At 63.4% G+C, this 19,270-nt stretch carries 17 protein-coding genes; 6 read left to right on the forward strand and 11 right to left on the reverse strand.

What is annotated here, in order from left to right:
* Positions 1-22: 22 nt before the first annotated feature.
* Positions 23-937: a DMT family transporter gene (locus P7F60_RS05890; protein WP_277916784.1), complete on the forward strand. Its 915-nt coding sequence runs from the start codon at positions 23-25 to the stop codon at positions 935-937.
* A 475-nt stretch (positions 938-1,412) separates the two neighbouring features.
* Here P7F60_RS05890 and metF read toward each other — a convergent pair whose 3' ends face one another.
* The 4 genes from metF to P7F60_RS05910 form a co-directional block, all read right to left on the reverse strand.
* Complete coding sequence (metF, locus tag P7F60_RS05895; protein WP_277916785.1) at positions 1,413-2,318, reverse strand: methylenetetrahydrofolate reductase [NAD(P)H]; 906 nt, start codon at positions 2,316-2,318, stop codon at positions 1,413-1,415.
* Position 2,319: 1 nt separating this feature from the next.
* Positions 2,320-3,318, reverse strand: a complete 999-nt coding sequence (locus P7F60_RS05900) for a metalloregulator ArsR/SmtB family transcription factor (protein ID WP_277916786.1) — start codon at positions 3,316-3,318, stop codon at positions 2,320-2,322.
* Between the two features lie 143 nt (positions 3,319-3,461).
* Positions 3,462-5,111 (reverse strand): energy-dependent translational throttle protein EttA, encoded by a 1,650-nt coding sequence (ettA, locus tag P7F60_RS05905; protein ID WP_277916787.1) that lies wholly within the window; start codon positions 5,109-5,111, stop codon positions 3,462-3,464.
* A 90-nt stretch (positions 5,112-5,201) separates the two neighbouring features.
* Entirely contained in the window at positions 5,202-5,927 is a 726-nt protein-coding gene (locus tag P7F60_RS05910; protein ID WP_277916788.1) for a ribonuclease, read from the reverse strand.
* A gap of 154 nt (positions 5,928-6,081) precedes the next feature.
* Here P7F60_RS05910 and P7F60_RS05915 point away from each other — a divergent pair, with 154 nt between their 5' ends.
* From P7F60_RS05915 to P7F60_RS05930, 4 genes are read left to right on the forward strand one after another with little or no spacing between them, the layout of a single operon-like run.
* A complete protein-coding gene (locus P7F60_RS05915) occupies positions 6,082-7,038 on the forward strand; it encodes an alpha/beta hydrolase (protein WP_277916789.1) in 957 nt (318 codons plus the stop codon).
* Positions 7,035-7,994, forward strand: coding sequence for a DMT family transporter (locus P7F60_RS05920; protein WP_277916790.1), 960 nt, complete (start codon positions 7,035-7,037; stop codon positions 7,992-7,994). Before P7F60_RS05915 ends, P7F60_RS05920 begins: the two co-directional genes overlap by 4 nt.
* Before the next feature lie 20 nt (positions 7,995-8,014).
* The gene (locus tag P7F60_RS05925) at positions 8,015-9,211 is read left to right on the forward strand and encodes a CaiB/BaiF CoA-transferase family protein (RefSeq protein WP_277916791.1); all 1,197 of its coding nucleotides are present in this window, start codon (positions 8,015-8,017) and stop codon (positions 9,209-9,211) included.
* Complete coding sequence (locus P7F60_RS05930; RefSeq protein WP_277916792.1) at positions 9,204-10,865, forward strand: thiamine pyrophosphate-binding protein; 1,662 nt, start codon at positions 9,204-9,206, stop codon at positions 10,863-10,865. The genes P7F60_RS05925 and P7F60_RS05930 overlap by 8 nt, the downstream gene beginning before the upstream one ends.
* Before the next feature lie 60 nt (positions 10,866-10,925).
* On the opposite strand, the gene P7F60_RS05935 is transcribed toward P7F60_RS05930, so the two are convergent.
* From P7F60_RS05935 to P7F60_RS05945, 3 genes are all read right to left on the reverse strand, one after another.
* Positions 10,926-11,267, reverse strand: coding sequence for a RidA family protein (locus tag P7F60_RS05935; protein ID WP_277916793.1), 342 nt, complete (start codon positions 11,265-11,267; stop codon positions 10,926-10,928).
* An 81-nt stretch (positions 11,268-11,348) separates the two neighbouring features.
* Positions 11,349-11,687: a TIGR01244 family sulfur transferase gene (locus tag P7F60_RS05940; protein WP_277917187.1), complete on the reverse strand. Its 339-nt coding sequence runs from the start codon at positions 11,685-11,687 to the stop codon at positions 11,349-11,351.
* A gap of 78 nt (positions 11,688-11,765) precedes the next feature.
* Complete coding sequence (locus P7F60_RS05945) at positions 11,766-12,599, reverse strand: DUF4432 family protein (RefSeq protein ID WP_277916794.1); 834 nt, start codon at positions 12,597-12,599, stop codon at positions 11,766-11,768.
* A gap of 252 nt (positions 12,600-12,851) precedes the next feature.
* On the opposite strand from P7F60_RS05945, the gene P7F60_RS05950 reads away from it, so the two are divergent.
* Positions 12,852-14,189, forward strand: a complete 1,338-nt coding sequence (locus P7F60_RS05950; protein WP_277917188.1) for a L,D-transpeptidase — start codon at positions 12,852-12,854, stop codon at positions 14,187-14,189.
* A 63-nt stretch (positions 14,190-14,252) separates the two neighbouring features.
* Here P7F60_RS05950 and P7F60_RS05955 read toward each other — a convergent pair whose 3' ends face one another.
* The 4 genes from P7F60_RS05955 to P7F60_RS05970 form a co-directional block, all read right to left on the reverse strand.
* Positions 14,253-14,942, reverse strand: a complete 690-nt coding sequence (locus P7F60_RS05955) for a ParA family protein (RefSeq protein ID WP_277916795.1) — start codon at positions 14,940-14,942, stop codon at positions 14,253-14,255.
* 224 nt (positions 14,943-15,166) lie between these two features.
* Positions 15,167-16,318 (reverse strand): iron-containing alcohol dehydrogenase, encoded by a 1,152-nt coding sequence (locus P7F60_RS05960; RefSeq protein WP_277916796.1) that lies wholly within the window; start codon positions 16,316-16,318, stop codon positions 15,167-15,169.
* Positions 16,315-17,700 (reverse strand): aldehyde dehydrogenase family protein, encoded by a 1,386-nt coding sequence (locus P7F60_RS05965; protein WP_277916797.1) that lies wholly within the window; start codon positions 17,698-17,700, stop codon positions 16,315-16,317. Before P7F60_RS05965 ends, P7F60_RS05960 begins: the two co-directional genes overlap by 4 nt.
* 106 nt (positions 17,701-17,806) lie before the next feature.
* Positions 17,807-19,171 carry a glutamine synthetase family protein gene (locus P7F60_RS05970; RefSeq protein WP_277916798.1) on the reverse strand — a complete coding sequence of 455 codons (1,365 nt, stop codon included), beginning with the start codon at positions 19,169-19,171 and terminating at the stop codon, positions 17,807-17,809.
* Between the last annotated feature and the right edge of the window lie 99 nt (positions 19,172-19,270).

A 19,270-nucleotide genomic window follows, 5' to 3' on the forward strand; every position in this document is an offset into this window, starting at 1 on the left:
ATTCCGTTCAGGAGGAATCGCCATGGCCGCCGTCACCGCCCCCCGCATGAATGCCATGACATGGGGCCTGCTGTTGCTGCTCGGCTTCATCTGGGGCGGCTCGTTCTTTTTCGCCCGAGTGGCCGTTCAGCATATCCCGCCGTTCACGCTTGTCTTCCTGCGCCTGTTTCTCGCCGCTCTTGCCCTGCATGTCTATCTGCACGGCGCCCATGACCTTTATGGCTGCCTGCGCCGCCGCTGGCGCGAATTCGCCATCCTCGGCCTGATCAACAATGCCCTGCCGCATGTGCTGATCTTCACCGGCCAGACACAGATCGGCGCCGGCCTCGCCTCGATCCTCAATGCCACCACGCCGATCTGGACGGTGCTGGTCGCCAATAGCTTTACCTCGGATGAAAAGCTGACAGGCCAGAAGCTTGCCGGCTGTGTGCTGGGCCTGTTGGGCACGGCGGTGCTGATCGGCCCCGGCGCGCTCGCCCGGAGCGACATTCCCTTCTGGGCGCTGGCGCTGCCGGTTCTCGCCGCCATTTCCTATGGCGTCGCCGCGACCTATGGCAAGCGTTTCCGTGGACTGCCCGCCCCGGTCACCGCAACCGGGCAACTGACCTTTTCCTCGTTGATGATGCTGCCAGCCTGCCTCGTCATCGACAGCCCCTGGACCCTGCCGATGCCGCCACTCGACGTCATCATGGCGGTACTTGGCCTGGCGCTGCTTTCCACCGCCTTCGCCTATATCCTGTTCTTCCGCATCATGAGCCTTGCGGGCGCCACCAATGCGTCGCTGGTGACGCTGGTGGTGCCGCCCGGCGCCATCCTCCTCGGCGCCGTCTTCCTCGACGAGCGGCTGGGATGGGGAGACATCGCCGGCATGGCGCTGATCGGCGCCGGCCTGATCGTGCTCGATGGCCGACTCGCCGGTGGGTTGCGCCGCGCCTGAACAAAAAGCTTGCGGCCGCAACTCAGCTCCCAAACATAAGCTTTTGATTCCAATTGAAAATTCAATGCGTCGCCCTGTGGATAACCAGATGATTCAGGGACGTTTCGCCGCCTTCACCAAGTGTAAATCAATCCAAATAAAGCGTGAATTTTTTTCGTCTTAAATTCCATGGACTTACTCGACAATTGCTGCGGGAATCCCGGATTCCTTTCGCAATGCAGCATGGAAAAGGCTTTTCGCCCGACATATTTCAGACATATGTTTTAACGGTCAACGCAAGGAGGCACACAAATGGGACTTACGTACTCTTTCAATGTCCTTCTGGTAGGTGCAGCGATTGCATTCATCGGGGCCATGCTTTTCATCTGAAAGGCCCGCATTGTCGGGTCATGGCTGTCGTTAATGACTTTGGACCCATTCGTACCACTCTAAGCACGACAAACGCATGGCGAACCTCGCCATGCGTTTCACTTTATCAGGCGGCTGCACCGGCAGCAGTGCTGGCCGGGCGCAGGCCGAGCATGCGCAGGGCGCGGTTCGTCAGCGGCGCACGGTTCATCGTATAGATATGGAATTCATGGATGCCGCGGCGATAGAGATCGGCCATCTGCTCGGCCGCCAGTTCCGCGGCCACTGTGGCGCGGGCCGCCGGGTCAGCGTCGAGATGCGCCAGGCGGGCGTCGATTGCAGCGGGAATGCCTGCCCCGCAGGCGCCGGCGAAACGCTTGAGCTGCTGCAGGTTCTGGATCGGCATGATGCCGGGCACCACCGGAATACGGATGCCGGCGGCGCGCACCTTCTCCAGGTAACGCTCGAACTGGTCGTTGTCGAAAAAGAACTGGGTCAGCGCCCGTGTCGCACCGGCATCGACCTTACGCTTCAACATATCGATATCGGCGGCGACATCGGCGCTTTCCGGATGCTTTTCCGGATAGGCAGAGACGGAGATCTCGAAATCGTCGATCGCCCGCAGACCGGCCACCAGCTCTGCGGCATTGGCATAACCGCCGGGATGCGGCCGGTAGGCGGCGCCGGCGCCATCCGGTGGGTCGCCGCGCAGGGCCACGAAATGACGCACGCCGATGCGGCGGAAATCATCCACCACTTGCGCCACCTCCTCGCGCGTCGCGCCGACGCAAGTGAGATGCGAAGCGGTGCTGAGCGACGTGTGACGTAGCAGGCGCTCGACGGTGCTGCGCGTCGGCTCGCGGGTCGAGCCGCCCGCCCCATATGTCACGGAGACGAATTCCGGCTGCCATGCGGCCAGTTCATCGACGGTGGACCACAATTGCCCCGCCATTTCCTCGGATTTCGGCGGAAAGAATTCGAACGACAGTCGAATTCGGGCAGCGTCAGACGAAGAAAGAAGGGGCTGGGACATGTTAGCTCCTGTCAGGACTGGAAGAGACGGAATGCGACGGCCGGCGATCCTGCGCCAGCCAGATGGTGACGGTGAGCCCGCCCTGCCCGCCCGAAGGCAGGTCGACGGCGCGCACCAGGTCGAGACCGGCCCGCTTCAGCCAGTCGGCCATGGTCTGGTGCGAGAAGCCGAGGCGGACATGGGCATGCTCGTCGCGCAGATGGTCGAGCGTGTGCGGCGCGAGGTCGATGATGACAAGCCGGCCACCGGGTTTCAGCATCCGCGCCGCTTCAGCCACCGCCAGTTCGGGCTGATCGAGGAAATGCAGCACCTGATGGACGGTTACCAGGTCGTATTCATTGCCGTCATAGGCGAGATTGAGAATATCGCCATGGCGCACCGCCGCCTTGCTGACGCCGGCACGGTCGAGATTGGCGCGCGCCACCGACAGCATGTCGCGGCTGGTGTCGATGCCGAGCGCCCGGTCGTAATAGGGCTCCAGCAGTTCGAGGATACGGCCCGTGCCGGTGCCGAGATCGAGCAGCGCGCCGACCGGGCGCTTTCCGATCTGTTCGACCAGCGCCGCATCGATGTCGGCGTCGCTGACATGCAGGCGGCGCAGTTCGTCCCATTCGGAGGCGTTGCGGCTGAAATAGGCCTGCGCCCGCTCCGAACGCTGGCGCTTGACCGCCGCCAGTCGCTCGCCGTCCCGTTGCAGCACGCTGTCGTCAGGCGCAGTGGCAGCGAGGATGGTGCGGGCCAGCGCTGCGGCGCTGGCATCGCGGCGGAAGCCGAAATAGGCCCAGGCGCCCTCCTGGTAACGGTCGACGATGCCCGCTTCCGCCAGAAGCTTCAGGTGACGGGAAATGCGCGGCTGCGACTGGCCGAGGATCTCGGTGAGATCGGAGACGGTGAGGTCGCCCTCGGCGAGCAGCGCCAGCAGGCGCAGCCGCGTCGGCTCGGCCGCCGCCTTCAGAATATCCACCAGATTGTCCAGCCCGAAGGTCGTCAGCTTCTTCATCTTTCATCCAATCAAGACATAAAGATATCTTTATGTGATTAATTCACGATGCGCAAGAGGGAATTCCCCCGCCTTGCCATGGTGCCCATAACAAAAAACCCCGGCAAGGCCGGGGTTTCGTTTCGCTGCGCTGCAAGCACCGCTTAGCGGGTCAAGCGCTTGTAGGTGACGCGCTTCGGGTTGACGGCGTCGGGGCCGAGGCGGCGGATCTTGTCCTTTTCATAGTCCTCGAAGTTGCCTTCGAACCATTCGACATGGCTGTCGCCTTCGAAAGCGAGGATATGCGTCGCCAGGCGGTCGAGGAACATGCGATCGTGGCTGATGATGACGGCGCAGCCGGCGAAGTTTTCCAGCGCGTCTTCGAGAGCCGCGAGCGTTTCGGTGTCGAGGTCGTTGGTCGGTTCGTCGAGCAGGAGAACGTTGCCGCCGGCCTTCAGCATCTTGGCGAGATGCACGCGGTTGCGCTGACCGCCCGAGAGGTTGGCGACCTTCTGCTGCTGGTCGCCGCCCTTGAAGTTGAAGGCGCCGCAATAGGCGCGCGAATTCATCTCGTGCTTGCCGAGCTTGATGATGTCGTTGCCGCCGGAGATTTCTTCCCAGACGGTCTTGCTGCCGTCGAGCGAGTCGCGGCTCTGGTCGACATAACCGAGATGCACCGTATCGCCGATGCGGATTTCGCCGCTATCGGGCTTCTCCTGGCCAGTGATCAGGCGGAACAGCGTCGTCTTGCCGGCGCCGTTCGGGCCGATGACGCCGACGATGCCGCCGGGCGGCAGCTTCAGGGTTAGGTCTTCGAACAGCACGCGGTCGCCATAGGACTTGGTGAGGTTTTCGGCCTCGATGACCACTTGGCCGAGGCGTTCGCCGACCGGGATGATGATCTGGGCTTCGCCGGGACGACGATCTTCGGCGGCCTTGACCAGTTCGTCATAGGCGCGGATACGGGCCTTGGACTTGGCCTGGCGCGCCTTCGGGCTGGAGGCGATCCATTCCTGCTCGCGCGACAGCGCCTTCTGGCGGGCGCCCTCTTCGCGGTCTTCCTGCGCCATGCGCTTGGCCTTGGCGGTCAGGTAGGCGGAATAGTTGCCCTCGTAGGGGATGCCGCGGCCACGGTCGAGTTCGAGGATCCAGCCGGTAACGTTGTCGAGGAAGTAGCGGTCGTGGGTGACCATCAGGATGGCGCCCGGATATTCGCGCAGGTGCTTTTCCAGCCAGGCGATTGTCTCGGCGTCGAGATGGTTGGTCGGTTCGTCGAGCAGCAGCAGGTCGGGCTGGCGCAGCAGCAGCTGGCAGAGCGCGACGCGGCGCTTTTCACCGCCGGATAGATTGTCGATGGTCGCATCGCCCGGCGGGCAGCGCAGCGCGTCCATGGCCATTTCGACCTGGCTTTCCAGATCCCACAGGTTCTGGCTGTCGATGATGTCCTGGAGCTTGGCGCCCTCTTCCGCCGTCTCGTCTGAATAGTTCATCATCAGCTCGTTGTAGCGGTCGAGGATCGCCTTCTTGTCGGCCACCCCTTCCATGACGTTGCCGAGCACGTTCAGCGACTCGTCGAGCTGCGGCTCCTGCGCCAGATAGCCAAGGGTGGCGCCATCGGCGAGCCAGGCTTCGCCCGTCCATTCCTTGTCGAGGCCGGCCATGATCTTGAGCACGGTCGACTTACCGGCGCCGTTCGGGCCGAGGATGCCGATCTTGGCATCCGGGTAGAAGGACAGGTGGATGTTTTCGAGGATCTTCTTCGGGCCGTAAGCCTTGTTCAGACCGGCCATGTGATAGATGAACTGGCGTGCCATCGGGACAATCACTCCGCAGGAGGGGAAAAGGGGATTTGCCGCTATGTAGGCGAAATGCGCCACGCGGGCAATCACCAAACGTCCTCGCCCCTATTGGAAACCCGCCGCGTCCACCTCGCCTTCGGGACAACCGAACTTGGTGGTGCCGGCCGCGGCGATCCGTTCGGCAAGCCCGGCATCCCCCTTCAGCTCGCCCCCGAGGCCGATGGTCAGCTCCACCACCAGCCTCCGGCCGCCATCCTCGCGGCAGCTCATGCGCACCCGCTCGCCGGCACCAGCGCCAAACGCCTGCGCGAAGGCAGCCTTCACCTCGGCTTCGCGGACCAGCTTGCCGATCCTGTCCCGGAACAGTTGGCCGACCGCGGAGGCATTCAGCTCCTCCATCAACGAAACGGACAGGCCGAAATAGCTGCTCTGGTCGAGGTTCGAGCAGGTGCCGTGCTTGAGCCATTCATGGCGGTCGAGGCCGGACTGGGCGCCGGGCATCAGCCTGGCCAGTCTTCCGGCGAGCGCCTCCGGCAGGGCGACAGGCGGCAGCGCCAGCCATCCACGTTGCTTGTCGCGCGCCTTGTCCGCTTCGGCCACGCCGCAATAGGATTGCCGCATGCGCCAAAGGCCATGCAGGGAAAAGCGCGAGGCATCGTCGCGGTCCGCCGTCTGCGAGCGGCATTCCGGCAACGTATTGCGCCCTTCGCAGAAAGCCGGTTGCCAGCTTGCTGCGAGGATGAATGTCGTGCGCCCGTCCCTGGCCAGCGAGGAGCGGCAAGACAGGCACAGAAAGGCGATGCCGCAAAGCGCCAGCCATACGATCCGCATGAACATCTCCATGAAGAACAAAACAGGATCAAATAATCACATGGCGCGTCCATGCGCAACCGAAATTCGCGCCTGACGCGAACCATTTCCGCCACATGCCTTGCCTTTGCCGGCAGAATGCTTTTCCCTCGCGCACGGCAAGGGGAGGAAACGCATGTTCGCCGAGACACGCCGCCTATGGCGGCCGGATGGCGCCGCCATCGCCTGGCATCACGAAGCGGCCGCAGGCGCGGCCCGCGGCATCCTCCTCATCTGCCATGGCCTGGCCGAACATGCGCGCCGCTACGCGCGCTTTGCGGCGACGATGGCTGCCGCCGGGTATCATGTCTATGCCCACGACCATCGTGGCCACGGCGAAACCACCGCGCCGGGCGCGCCGCTGGGACGCTTTGCCCAGCATGGCGGCGCGGATATCGTCATCGCCGATGTGCTGGCGATCCGCGAACTGGCATGGGAACGACATGGCGATCTACCGGTCATCCTCTTCGGCCATTCCATGGGTGGATTGATCGCGCTGGATGCCGCGCTGGCCCATCCACATGCATTCGCCGCACTGGCCGTCTGGAATGCGGATGCGCGCGGCGGCTTGCGGGTGCCGGCGGCGACATTCATTCTGAAGCTCGAGCGCATGTTCAAGGGCTCGGATGTCCCCAGCGACATGCTGCCGCGCCTGACCTTCCAGGCCTGGGCAAAGGCGATCGAAAACGCGAAAACGCCCTTCGACTGGCTATCGCGCGACGATGCCGAAGTAGCCGCCTATATCGCCGATCCGCTATGCGGCTTCGATGCCAGCGTCTCGCTGTGGCTCGATATATTCGCCCTGATCGGCCGCCTGCCCGCGCGGCTGCGTGCAGCGCCGCAAGCCCGCGATCTTCCGGTGCATCTGCTCGGCGGCGACGCCGATCCGGCCACCGATGGCGGCGCCAGCATGATCTGGCTCGGGAATCGATTGAAAATGCACGCAATCTCGAATATCAGCTCTCACATCCTGTCCGGCATGCGCCACGAGACGCTGAACGAGATCGGATGGGAGACCGCGGTGTCGGACTTCGCGGCCTGGTGCAATCAGGTCTGCGGCCGACAGGGAGGAAAAGGCGGGACGGAGGCATGACGGTCCAGACGGACACGGAGCGGGCGGCATCGCTGAACGGCGGTGTGATGACCGGCATGGCGCTGATGCTCGCCGGTGTGCTGATCGCACCGCTGATCGACATCTTCTCCAAGCTCGCGACCGCGCATCTGTCGTCGACGGCGGTCGCCTTCGTGCGTTTTGTCCTGCAATCGAGCTTCATGCTGCCTTTCATGCTGTGGCGCGGAAGCTGGCGCGAAATTCGCCTGAGCCAGGCCGGCTTTCACGCCATTCGCGGCGGGGTGCTGGCGCTCTCTATGATTTCCTTCGTCACAACGTTGCGCCATATGGAAGTGGCCGATGCCATCGCCATCTTTTTTGTCGAACCGATGATTTTGACCATCCTTTCCAGTATCTTTCTCGGGGAAACGATCGGCTGGCGGCGGTATACGGCCTGCGGCGTCGGCTTTCTCGGTGCGCTGCTGATCATCCAGCCAAGTTTCGGCGAGGTCGGGCCGGTGGCGCTGCTTCCGGTGGTGACGGCCTTCTGCGTGGCGATCTTCGCGATCATGACGCGATTGCGGGCGCATCGGGAAGACCCCTGGGCAATGCAATTCCAGACCGGCATCTGGGGCGGCCTCTTCTGCGCGCTGGCGCTTCTCGTCCTCGATCCGCAGGGTACGGCCGATATCGCGAACCTGCCGGGCAACATGTCCGCGATCGGGCTCTTGTTCGGCGTCAGCCTCGCCGCCACCACCTCAGGCATTCTTTCGGTCTATGCCTATCGCCACGCGCCGGCCTCGACGCTGGCGCCGCTGCAATATTTCGAAATCGTCTCGGCGACGGTTCTCGGCTGGTATGTGTTTGGCAAATTCCCCGATGCCTTGAAATGGCTCGGCATCGCCATCATCATCGCGTCCGGCCTTTATATTCTCTGGCGCGAGCGCAAGATCATGTCGCTGCTTCCCCCAACCGGCGAGCCGACGCCCAATCCCTGACGAACATCTGGAGTTTTTCCATGCCTGCCATGCCCCTCCGCAAGCCGCCACTTTCTGGCATACGCGTCATCGAGCTGGCCCGCGTGCTGGCCGGCCCCTGGGCGGGGCAGATGCTGGCGGATATGGGCGCCGACGTCATCAAGGTGGAAAATCCGAACGGCGGTGACGATACCCGCGCCTGGGGCCCACCCTTCGTCGAGGGCGCGGATGGCAAAAACCTGTCCGCTGCCTATTACCACTCGACCAATCGCGGCAAGCGCTCCATCGGCGTCGATTTCTCGACGCCAGAGGGGCAGGAAACCATCAAGCGGCTGGTGCGCCACAGCGACGTTCTGATCGAGAACTTCAAGGTCGGCGGCCTCAGGAAATACGGGCTGGATTATGAGAGCCTGCGGGCGATCAACCCGAAGCTTGTGTATTGCTCGATCACCGGCTTCGGCCAGACCGGCCCCTATGCCGGCTTTGCGGGGTACGATTACATCGTGCAGGGCATGTCCGGCTTCATGTCGATCACCGGCGAAGCAGACGGGCAGCCGATGAAGGCGGGCGTCGCCATCGCCGATATCTTCACCGGCATCTATGCGGTTTCGGCCATCGAAGCGGCGCTGATCCATGCGTTGAAGACCGATGAAGGCCAGCATGTCGACATGGCGCTGCTCGACGTCCAGGCCGGCATCCTCGCCAACCAGAACATGAACTACCTGATTTCCGGCAACTCTCCGGCGCGCATGGGCAATGCCCATCCCAATATCGCGCCCTATGAGGTGGTGCCGGCTGCAGACGGCCACCTGATCCTCGCGGTCGGCAATGACGGCCAGTTCCGCAAGCTCTGCGGCATTCTCGGCCTCGATACCCTGCCCGACGACGAGCGTTTTTCGACCAACCGCGCCCGCGTCGCGCACCGCGCCGAATTGCGGCCGCTGGTCATCGGCCAGACGGCGCGCTTTGCCAAACGCGAACTGCTGAACGCCTGCGAGAGCAACGGCGTGCCGGCCGGCGCGATCAACACCATCGGCGAAATGTTCGAGGATCCCCAGGTCAAGGCGCGCGGTTTGCGCATCGATTTGCAGGATCGCGATGGCAACACCATTCCGGGCGTGCGCACGCCGGTGGTGCTGTCGGAAACACCGCTGGTCTACGAACGGCCGAGCCCGCGCGTCGGCGAACATACGGACGAAGTCCTGGCGGAATTGAAGGAGTGGGAAAACCATGCGTGAGACGAAGAAAACCGGCGGCGAGCTGATCGTCGAGGCGCTCAAGGCCAATGGCGTGCGTCGCGTCGCCTGTGTGCCGGGCGAAAGCTACCTGGCGGTGCTGGATGCGCTGCACGATACCGATATCGAGGTGCTGGTTTGCCGCCAGGAAGGCGGCGCGGCGATGATGGCCGATGCCTGGGGCCGGCTGACCGGCGAGCCCGGCATCTGCATGGTCACCCGTGGCCCGGGCGCCACCAATGCCTCCGCCGGCCTGCATGTCGCCATGCAGGATTCCATTCCGATGATCCTGTTCATCGGCCAGGTGCAGCGCGATGCGCGCGAGCGCGAGGCCTTCCAGGAGGTGGAATTCCGCCGGGCCTTCACCGAATTCGCCAAATGGGTCGGCGAGATCGACGATGCCCGGCGCATTCCCGAATTCGTCACCCGCGCCTTCGCCGTCGCCACCTCCGGCCGCCCCGGCCCGGTCGTGCTGACCCTGCCCGAGGACATGCTGCGCGACGAAGTCGAAGCCCCCGACGCCCGCCCGTTCACGCCGGTCGAAAGCCATCCCGGCCCGGCGCCGGTCAAGGCATTCGAGGAACTGCTCGCCAAGGCCGAGCGCCCGCTGGTTATCCTCGGCGGCACGCGCTGGACGGAAAAGGCGGTCGCCGATTTCCAGAGTTTCGCCAGCCGCTACAAGCTGCCGGTCGGCTGCTCCTTCCGCCGCCAGATGCTGTTCGACCACACGCATCCGAACTATGCCGGCGATGTCGGCATCGGCATCAATCCGGCGCTGGCCAAAGAAGTGCGCGAGGCCGACCTGATCGTGCTGCTCGGCGGGCGTTTCTCGGAAATGCCCTCCTCCGGCTATACGCTGATGGATATCCCCTATCCGAAGCAGAAGCTCGTCCATGTCTATCCCGACCCGGACGAACTCGGCCGCGTCTATCGCCCCGATCTGGCCATCGCGGCCGCGCCCGCCGATTTCGTTGCAGCCCTTGCCGGTCTGTCGCCGGTCGGGGAACCCGTCTGGGCCGCGCGCACCGAGGCGATGCATGCCGCTTATCTTGCCTGGTCGACGCCGCCGGCCACCGGTCCCGGCTCGGTGCAGATGGGGCCGATCATGGAATGGCTGGAGGCCAACACCGCCGCCGATGCCATCTTCACCAATGGCGCCGGCAATTACGCCACCTGGGTGCATCGCTTCCACCGCTTCCGCCGTTTCGCCACGCAGGCGGCCCCGGCCTCCGGCTCGATGGGCTACGGCCTGCCGGCGGCGGTCGCGGCCAAGCAGCTTTTCCCGGATCGTGAGGTTATCTGCTTTGCCGGCGACGGCTGCTTTATGATGCATGGGCAGGAATTCGCCACTGCCATCCGCTACAACCTGCCGATCATCACCGTCGTCGTCAACAACGGCATCTACGGCACGATCCGCATGCATCAGGAGCGGGAATATCCCGGCCGCGTCAGCGCCACCGGCCTGACCAACCCGGATTTTGCCCAGCTTGCCCGCGCCTATGGCGGTTATGGCGAGACGGTGGAAAAGACCGAAGATTTCGCCGGCGCCTTCAAACGGGCGCGCGCCAGCGGTAAGCCGGCGATCATCGAGATCAAGCTCGACCCGGAAGCGATCACACCAACCCGCACTTTGTCGCAAATCCGCGATAAAGCCTAAAACCATGAAGGCCGGTGGAGCGATCCACCGGCCTTCATCATTTCGGGTCTGCCGCAGGACTTAGAGAGCGGCGACAACCGTGAACTCGACCTTGTAATCCGGCGTGGCAAGTGCTGCCTGGCTGGTGGCGCGAGCCGGCGTGTTGGCCGGATCGACCCAGGATTCCCAGACGGCGTTCATCTCGCCGAAGGTCGACATATCAGAGAGATAGATCAGCGTTTGCAGGATCTTCGACTTGTCGGTGCCGGCGGCGGCGAGCAGGCGGTCGACTTCGGCCAGCGCCGACTTCGACTGTTCGGTGACGGTTGCACCCTGGCCGACCTGGCCCGAGAGGTAGACGGTGTTGCCGTGAACGACGGCACCGCTCATACGGGGACCGGGCTCGATGCGCTTGATGCTCATGGGTATCTCCTCATGCGGTTGAAAAAGCAAAGGCCGCGCCCCGGAAAGCCAGGGAGCGGCTGGTGAAAAACTGCGCGGCTCTCAGCCGCGGATATGCAGCGTCTGCTGGTAAATCGCGGTCGAGCGTGCGCCGGAGCGGCAATAGCCGAGCATCGGCTTGGGCAAGGTGTCGAGCGCATCCACCATGGCGGTGACGGCGTCCGCCGTGACGCCCATCGGTCCCACTGGAATATGCACCATCTCCAGGCCCAGTTCCTTGGCGCGTGCGGCGATGTCCTCGAAACGCGGCTGGTCCGGGGATTCGAAATCCGGTCGGTTGCAAACCAGCGATTTGTAGCCCAGCGCCTTGATCTCATCGAGATCCCCGGCGGCGATCTGGCCGCTGACTGCGTATTCGTCGTTGATCTCTCGGATATCCATGACGACCCCTCTGTCCATGATGCTGGCAACTCTTAAGCACCCGGCGCGCCGGCGTCAATCAAAGCCATTCCAAACTTCTTATTGGAAAGAGAAACGTAAACCATAGCTTCGCGTCTCACCGGGCGCGATTTCGGTGAGGTCGCCCGCTTGCTTCAATTCGGCGCGGCTGGCGAGGCGATGTGAGCAGGGTTCGATGCCGAGCACATGCGCGGGCGCCGCCTGGTTGCGCCACATCTGCAGGAAGGGCAGCGTATCGGTGCGAAAGGCGACGGTCAGCGACAGTCCGCTGAGCGAGGCCATCGGCCCGAGCCTGATCTCGGCCCACGTCTCCCCGCCTGCGGGAACGCAGAAGACGCCGCCGGGATCCTTGCCGAAGGTCCAGGGAAAACCGCCACCCTCCAGCATCCGGCCGGAAAGACGCACATCACCGTCAAACAGTCGCGCGCCGATGTTCATGTGATACATCAGCATCGGCGCGAACGGCTTGTCGCCGGTGTTGACGAGGCGATCGGAAAGTTCGACCACGCCGCTCTCCGCATCGATATGCCAGCGCCGCTCCAGCCGTGCCGGCGCGCCGTCTGTCATGGTGACGTCGACCAGCGCCGCGCATTCGGCCGCCTCCTCGCCGGTGGTAAAGCTCAGCACCTGCGCCGGATGAGCGGAAAAGGCGCCGTGCAACGGATAACGCCGCCCCTGCGGATCGCCCTCCACCACATCCGGGTGACGAATATGGTCCGGCCCGCAGGTGAACAGAAAGCCTTCGAGCGAATGATCGATTCGTGGATCGCCGTCGTCGGGAATAGCGCGGCCGGGGGCGAGGTTTTCACCATTGACGATGCAGGCGCCGATATCGAGGACCGATGTCGGGTCGAGCATCAGGCGCGGGCCCTTGGCGGCCGAAAATTCGATCATGTCAGTTCCTCCAATATCTTATGGACATAGGCTATCACTTCACGATCTCGTGCTGGACTGTCAACGCCCAAAGTCTTGACGTGGCGGCTGAGAAATTTATGGAACATTCACCACGGATTCATGATTTTCACACTAGCGTCAAATTTGCAGTGTCTGAGAGCGAAAGAACACAGTATTCGGGGAAGTTCAGAGGTGACCAACGTGTTGAAAACCCGCCTTGCCATGACGGCGCTCATATCGGCGATTGCGCTGATGGCGACGCAGGCCGGCGCGCAGCAGGGAATCAGAGGCTATGACGGCCACACCGTGCTGGTGACGCCGGAGGGCGAGGTTCTCGATTACATGCCGGAAACCAGCGAGGTCATCGTGCGCACCGACAGCCGCGGCCGACGTGTGCTGATCGACCATTACGGCAACCTGATCGCCACGGAAATGCCGGCCGATTCCTATTTCGGCCGCAACCAGCAGGCACGCAATTACGACGACCCCTATGCCGCGCAGGATCCTTACGCATCCGAAGATCCCTATCGCGGCGGCTTCGATGCCCGCGATCCCGGCCGCGTGACCGGCACCGTCCGGCGCAACGACGGCATCACCCGCATGCCGCTCGACCCGCAAGACGATCTCGACACCGCCTCGATCGACCCCCGGGGCAATGATTTCCCCCCGGCACCGGCGCCGATGACCGAACCGCAAGGCCAGCCGGCTTCCCCGCGCGACGAGCCGGTCATCCAGCTCAAGAACAAGTCGCAGGCCGAAATCACCGCGCTACAGGTGTTTCTGGATCGCGAAGGCGCATCGCCCGGCGTCATCGACGGCAAGATGGGCTCGAACGTCACCAAGGCGCTGAAGGCCTGGGAGCAGATCTCCGGCGAGACCCTCGATCCCAACGACACCGAATCGGTCCTGGAGCGCCTGCGCATGTCCGGCGGCATGCCGGTCGTCAGCTACACGATCACGCCCGCCGACGCCGCCGGCCCATATGTCGCCGAGATTCCTGAGGATTACGCCCATAAGGCGCTGCTACCGCGCCTGTCTTTCACCTCGACTACCGAAATGCTGGCCGAGCGTTTCCACATGGATGAGGGTTACCTCAAGGCCCTCAATCCCGGTGCCGATTTCACCATTCCCGGCACCATCGTGAAGGTCGTCGATCCCGGCCAGCCGAAGACCGGCGTTGTCGCCCGCATCATCGCCGACAAGGCCCGCAAGCAGGTCTTCGCCTATGGCGCCGACGGCGCGCTGATTTCGGCCTATCCGGCCAGCATCGGCTCTTCCGACACGCCCTCGCCGTCCGGCACGGTGACGGTCGAGCGCGTCGCGCTCGATCCCGGCTATACCTACAATCCGAAGATCAATTTCCAGCAGGGCGCCAACGACAAGGTCCTAGCGATCCCGCCCGGCCCCAACGGCCCGGTCGGCACCGTCTGGATCGCGCTTTCCAAGCCGACCTACGGCATCCATGGCACGCCCGAACCCTCCAAGATCGGCCGCACCCAGAGCCATGGCTGCATCCGCCTGACCAACTGGGACGCCACCGAGCTTGCCAAGATGGTCAAGCCCGGCGTCACCGTCGAATTCATCGACTGACAATATAAAAACCCCGGAAAGCGAACGCCTTCCGGGGTTTTCTACGCGCTACAGAAAAAGATATCAGGCGGCGCGGCGGCGGGCGCCCATACGCAACGGCACGTAGCGCATCATTTCGTCGGCGAACTGGCGGGCGTTTTCCTGCGCCTTGTCGAGATTGGAGACCCGGTGCGGATCCATGCTGTAGAGCGTGCCGCCGCAATCGAAGATATCGCGGAAGGCGGAGCGCTCGACGATCGGCGTTCCCAGCACATGCACCTGCTTTTCGGCGAGCAGCATCTTCACCGAGAGCAGCGCGCGGGTGGTGACCAGCGAATTGACGCGGGTCAGAACCACCGAATGCGGAATGTCGATCTTCGCCTTTTCCGAGAGATATTGCAGAAGTTCCAGCACCTGCGCGCCGCCGCGCGCATCCATGGCGCAGCCCTGGATCGGGATCAGCACATGGTCGGACAGGCCGAGCGCGGTGGCGAGCAGCGGGTTACGGGCGCCGGGCAGGTCGATGATGAAACAGTCGGTGCGGGCGCGGTTTTCCTCGATATGCTGCTGGATCGAGGCCATGGTGACGTAGGAAATCACGGAAATGTTCGGCACGTCGCCGGAAAGTTCGTGCCAGCGCGAAATCCAGTGCTGCGGATCGGCATCGAGAATGGTGATGCGATAGCCCTGGCGGGCCAGTTCGCCCGCAAGGATGAGCACCGCCGTGGTCTTGCCGGCGCCGCCCTTGGTATTGGCAAATGTAATGACAGGCATGGTCTGTTCCTGAAGTGTGGCTGAGCCGTCCATCGCTCGAAAGCCGCACCTTCGAAGAAGCATGGTGCGCGTAGGACCATCCTTTCCAAATATGGTTAACGAAATGGAAATTTTCATCCCAAATTTGTACAGGATTTTGTTGGGTATGCCCTGCCCCGGATAAAAATTCGGCCCGGAAACCAAAGGCTTCCGGGCCGATGTTCCGCAACTGGCGGATGCTGCGCTCAATAGCAGTCGAGCAGCAGCGTCTTCATGCTTTCCAGCGTCATCTTGACCGGATTGCCGCCGGTCGAGGGGTCTTCGAGAGCCGCCGCCGTCAGTTCGTCGATCTGCTCCTTCGGCACGCCCATGGCCGTCAGGTTTTCCGGCACGCCGAGTTCGGCGCGCAGCGTCAGCACGAAATCGAAGAAGCCGTCGAAACCGCCGGCAATGCCGAGATAGGCGGCGGCGCGCTCGATGCGCTCCTCGATGGCTTCCCGGTTGAAGCGCAGCACCGGCGGCATCACCACGGCATTGGTCATGCCGTGATGGGTGTTGAAGACGGCGCCCAGCGGATGCGACAGCGAGTGGATTGCGCCGAGCCCCTTCTGGAAGGCGACGGCGCCCATGGAGGCAGCGGCCATCATGTTGGTGCGCGCCTCGATATCGTTGCCGTCACGGTAAGCGCGCGGCAGATATTCCTTGACCAGGCGCATGCCTTCCAGCGCGATGCCCTGGCTCATCGGATGATAGAAGGGCGAGCAATAGGCTTCCAGGCAATGGGCGAAGGCATCCATGCCGGTACCGGCGGTGATGACCTTGGGCATGCCGACCGTCAGTTCCGGATCGGCGATGACGACGCCGGGCAGGATCTTCGGGTGGAAGATGATCTTCTTCACATGTGTCTGCGAGTTGGTGATGATGCTGGCGCGGCCGACTTCCGAGCCGGTGCCGGCCGTGGTCGGCACGGCGACGATCGGCGCGATGCCGGCCGGGTCGGCGCGTGTCCACCAGTCGCCGATATCCTCGAAATCCCAGACCGGCCGCGTCTGGCCCGACATGAAGGCGACGCATTTGCCGAGGTCGAGGCCAGAGCCGCCGCCGAAGGCGACGACGCCGTCATGGCCGCCGTCGCGATAGGCCTTCAGGCCAGCTTCGAGGTTCTTCTCGTTCGGGTTGGGATCGACCTCGGAAAACATCGCGCGCCCGAGGCCGGCGGCGTCGAGGATGTCGAGCGCGCGCTTGGTGATCTCCATCGAGGCGAGGCCCCTGTCGGTGACCAGCAGCGGCTTGGTCATGCCGAGGCTCTTGCAGGCGTCGGCCAGTTCCTTGATGCGGCCCGCGCCGAGCTTGTAGGCGGTCGGGTAGCTCCAGTTTGCGGAAATCGTCGCGGTCATGCCGTTACTTTCTTCAGGTGATAGGATTTCGGTCGGGTCAGGTTGTGGAAACCGATCACCGACAGCGAGCCGCCGCGGCCGGTATCCTTGCAGCCGGTCCAGACCAGCGCCGGATCGAGATAGTCGGCGCGGTTCATGAACACGGTGCCGGTCTCGATCTCGCGGCCGATGCGGGCGGCGCGCTCGGGATCCTGCGTCCACAGCGAGGCGGTCAGGCCGTATTTGCTGTCGTTCATCAGCGCGAGCGCTTCCTCGTCGGATTTCACCTTCATGATGCCGACGGCCGGGCCAAACGTTTCCTCGCGCATGAATTCCATCGAATGGTCGACATCGACCAGCACCTGCGGGGCGAGATAGGCGCCGCCGTCATCGGTCGGGAACAGTTTAGGGTCGACCAGCGCCTTGGCGCCCTTGGCAACCGCATCGGCGATCTGCTCGCGCACCACCTTGGCGAAACGCTTGTTGGCCATCGGCCCCAGCGTCGTCTGCGGGTCGAGCGGGTTGCCAAGCTTGTAGTTCGACACCCAGGCGACGGATTTTTCGACGAAGGCGTCGTAGAGCTTCTCGTTGACATAGATGCGCTCGATGCCGCAGCAGCACTGCCCGGAATTGAAGGTCGCGCCATCCATCAGCGTGTCGACGGCGGCGTCGAGATCGGCATCCTCCATCACATAGCCCGGATCCTTGCCGCCGAGCTCGAGGCCGAGGCCGGAGAAGGTGCCGGCCGCCGCCCGCTCGATCGAGCGTCCGCCCTCCACCGAGCCGGTGAAGTTGATAAAGTTGAAGTTGCCGGCGGCGATCAGCGCAGAGGTCGTCTGGTGGTCGAGGAACAGGTTGGCGAACACGTCGTCCGGCACGCCGGCCTCGACGAAGGCGCGCACCATGCGCTCGCCGACCAACAGCGTCTGGCTGGCATGCTTGATGATGACGGTATTGCCGGCCATCAGCGCCGGTGCGATCGTGTTGATCGCCGTCATGTAGGGATAGTTCCAGGGTGCGATGACGAAGACGACGCCATGCGGCTCACGCTCGATGCGGCGCTCGAAACGCTCGCTATCCTCGATGCGGATCGGCGCTAGCGCATCGGCGGCAATCGTCGCCACATAGTTGGAGCGCTCGTTGAAGCCACGGAATTCGCCGCCATACTTGATCGGCCGGCCCATCTGCCAGGCGATTTCCGGCACGATCTCATCGGCCATCTCGTTGAGGCGGGCGACGCCCTTGAGCACGAGCTGCACGCGCTCTTCCAGCGGGCGGCGCGCCCAGGCCTTCTGCGCCTTGCGCACCCGGTCGACCACGGCCTGCGCCGCTTCCAGCGACATGGCCTCGCGCTCGGCATAGACCGAGCCGTCGACCGGCGAAATGCATTGGATCATCGTCATGATCTGTTCCTGTTCTTGCATCGGAATGTCGTGCAGGCGCCGGAAAATAGGCTGCGACGCCCCCACGTTCCTCCGCCTTCGGGCGGAGAGAAAAGGTCGGGCGTTCTTACGCCCTTTCGAAACCGCGCGCCACTTCCCAATCGGTGATGCGACGATCATACTCCTCCTGCTCCCATTGGGCTGCCCGGGTGTAGTGATCGATCACGGCATCGCCGAAAGCGGCGCGCAGCATCTTCGATTCGGTCATCGCGGCAGTGGCATCGCGCAGCGTGTGCGGGATTTCACGAATGTCCTTGCCGCCGTAAGCATCGCCCTCGAAGGCCGGTTCCAGCGCCAGCTTGTTTTCGATGCCGTCGATCCCGGCGGCGATCAAAGCGGCCATGGCGAGATAGGGATTGAGATCGGAGCCGCCGACGCGGCATTCGACGCGGATGCCCTTGGAGCCCTCGCCGCACAGGCGATAGCCGGCGGTGCGGTTGTCCATGCTCCACACGGCCTTGGTCGGCGCGAAGGTGCCGGCCATGAAGCGCTTGTAGGAATTGATGTAGGGGGCGAGGAAATAGGTGATCTCGCTGGCATGGGCGAGCAGACCGGCCATGTAATGGCGCATCAGCTCCGACATGCCGTGCTTGGCCTCGCGGTCGTAGAACAGCGGCGTCTTGCCGTCGGCCGACCACAGCGACTGGTGGATATGCGAGGAGCTGCCGGCAGCGGTATAGCTCCACTTGGCGAGAAAGGTGATGGCCTTGCCCTTGAGGAAGGCGATTTCCTTGCAGCCGTTCTTGATGATCGCATGGCGGTCGGCCATGGAAAGCGCATCGGCGTAGCGGACGTTGATTTCCTCCTGGCCGGCGGAAGCCTCGCCCTTGGAGTTCTCGACCGGAATGCCGGCGCCCTGCAGCCCCTTGCGGATCGCCCGCATCACATCCTCTTCCTTGGTGGTCTGGAAGATGTGGTAATCCTCATTATAGGGGCTGGCGAGCTTCATGTCGCGATAACCGGCCTGATGCAGCGCATCATAGCTCTGGTCGAACAGGAAGAATTCCAGCTCGGTGGCCATGAAGGCCTTCATGCCCATGGCTTCCAGCCGCTTGACCTGCTTCTTGAGGATGGCGCGCGGCGAATGCGGCACTTCCTCATGCGTATGATGGTCGAGCATGTCGCAGAGCACGAGTGCCGTGCCTTCCAGCCAGGGAATGCGGCGCAGCGTCGAAAGGTCCGGCTTCATGGTATAGTCGCCATAACCCTTTTCCCAGCTCGTCGCCTTGTAGCCGGAAACGGTTTCCATCTCCATGTCGGTGGCGAGCAGGTAGTTGCAGCTATGGGTTTCCTCATAGGCGCTCTCGACGAAATATTCGGCCTGGAACCGCTTGCCCATCAGGCGGCCCTGCATATCGACCTGGCAGGCGAGAACGGTATCGATGCGCCCCTCGGCGACATCCTTCTTCAGGTCTTCAAACGTGTAGCTCATGCTCACCCTCATTTATCCATCGGCGGCGGGGTCCGGCCCCACGCCTTTCGTTTCTTGCCGCGCCGTATGGCGCAGAATGGTGTGGAGCGGGAAGGCCGT

The sequence above is a fragment of the Rhizobium sp. YJ-22 genome (genome assembly GCF_029601685.1).
Lineage (GTDB): Bacteria > Pseudomonadota > Alphaproteobacteria > Rhizobiales > Rhizobiaceae > Metarhizobium.

Bases quoted from the DNA above. Each gene is read 5' to 3' on its own strand.
- P7F60_RS05890 (WP_277916784.1), top strand. From the start codon at position 23: ATGGCCGCCGTCACCGCCCCCCGCATGAATGCCATGACATGGGGCCTG.
- metF (WP_277916785.1), bottom strand. From the start codon at position 2,318: ATGTCCCAGCCCCTTCTTTCTTCGTCTGACGCTGCCCGAATTCGACTG.
- P7F60_RS05900 (WP_277916786.1), bottom strand. From the start codon at position 3,318: ATGAAGAAGCTGACGACCTTCGGGCTGGACAATCTGGTGGATATTCTG.
- ettA (WP_277916787.1), bottom strand. From the start codon at position 5,111: ATGGCACGCCAGTTCATCTATCACATGGCCGGTCTGAACAAGGCTTAC.
- P7F60_RS05910 (WP_277916788.1), bottom strand. From the start codon at position 5,927: ATGCGGATCGTATGGCTGGCGCTTTGCGGCATCGCCTTTCTGTGCCTG.
- P7F60_RS05915 (WP_277916789.1), top strand. From the start codon at position 6,082: ATGTTCGCCGAGACACGCCGCCTATGGCGGCCGGATGGCGCCGCCATC.
- P7F60_RS05920 (WP_277916790.1), top strand. From the start codon at position 7,035: ATGACGGTCCAGACGGACACGGAGCGGGCGGCATCGCTGAACGGCGGT.
- P7F60_RS05925 (WP_277916791.1), top strand. From the start codon at position 8,015: ATGCCTGCCATGCCCCTCCGCAAGCCGCCACTTTCTGGCATACGCGTC.
- P7F60_RS05930 (WP_277916792.1), top strand. From the start codon at position 9,204: ATGCGTGAGACGAAGAAAACCGGCGGCGAGCTGATCGTCGAGGCGCTC.
- P7F60_RS05935 (WP_277916793.1), bottom strand. From the start codon at position 11,267: ATGAGCATCAAGCGCATCGAGCCCGGTCCCCGTATGAGCGGTGCCGTC.
- P7F60_RS05940 (WP_277917187.1), bottom strand. From the start codon at position 11,687: ATGGATATCCGAGAGATCAACGACGAATACGCAGTCAGCGGCCAGATC.
- P7F60_RS05945 (WP_277916794.1), bottom strand. From the start codon at position 12,599: ATGATCGAATTTTCGGCCGCCAAGGGCCCGCGCCTGATGCTCGACCCG.
- P7F60_RS05950 (WP_277917188.1), top strand. From the start codon at position 12,852: ATGGCGACGCAGGCCGGCGCGCAGCAGGGAATCAGAGGCTATGACGGC.
- P7F60_RS05955 (WP_277916795.1), bottom strand. From the start codon at position 14,942: ATGCCTGTCATTACATTTGCCAATACCAAGGGCGGCGCCGGCAAGACC.
- P7F60_RS05960 (WP_277916796.1), bottom strand. From the start codon at position 16,318: ATGACCGCGACGATTTCCGCAAACTGGAGCTACCCGACCGCCTACAAG.
- P7F60_RS05965 (WP_277916797.1), bottom strand. From the start codon at position 17,700: ATGACGATGATCCAATGCATTTCGCCGGTCGACGGCTCGGTCTATGCC.
- P7F60_RS05970 (WP_277916798.1), bottom strand. From the start codon at position 19,171: ATGAGCTACACGTTTGAAGACCTGAAGAAGGATGTCGCCGAGGGGCGC.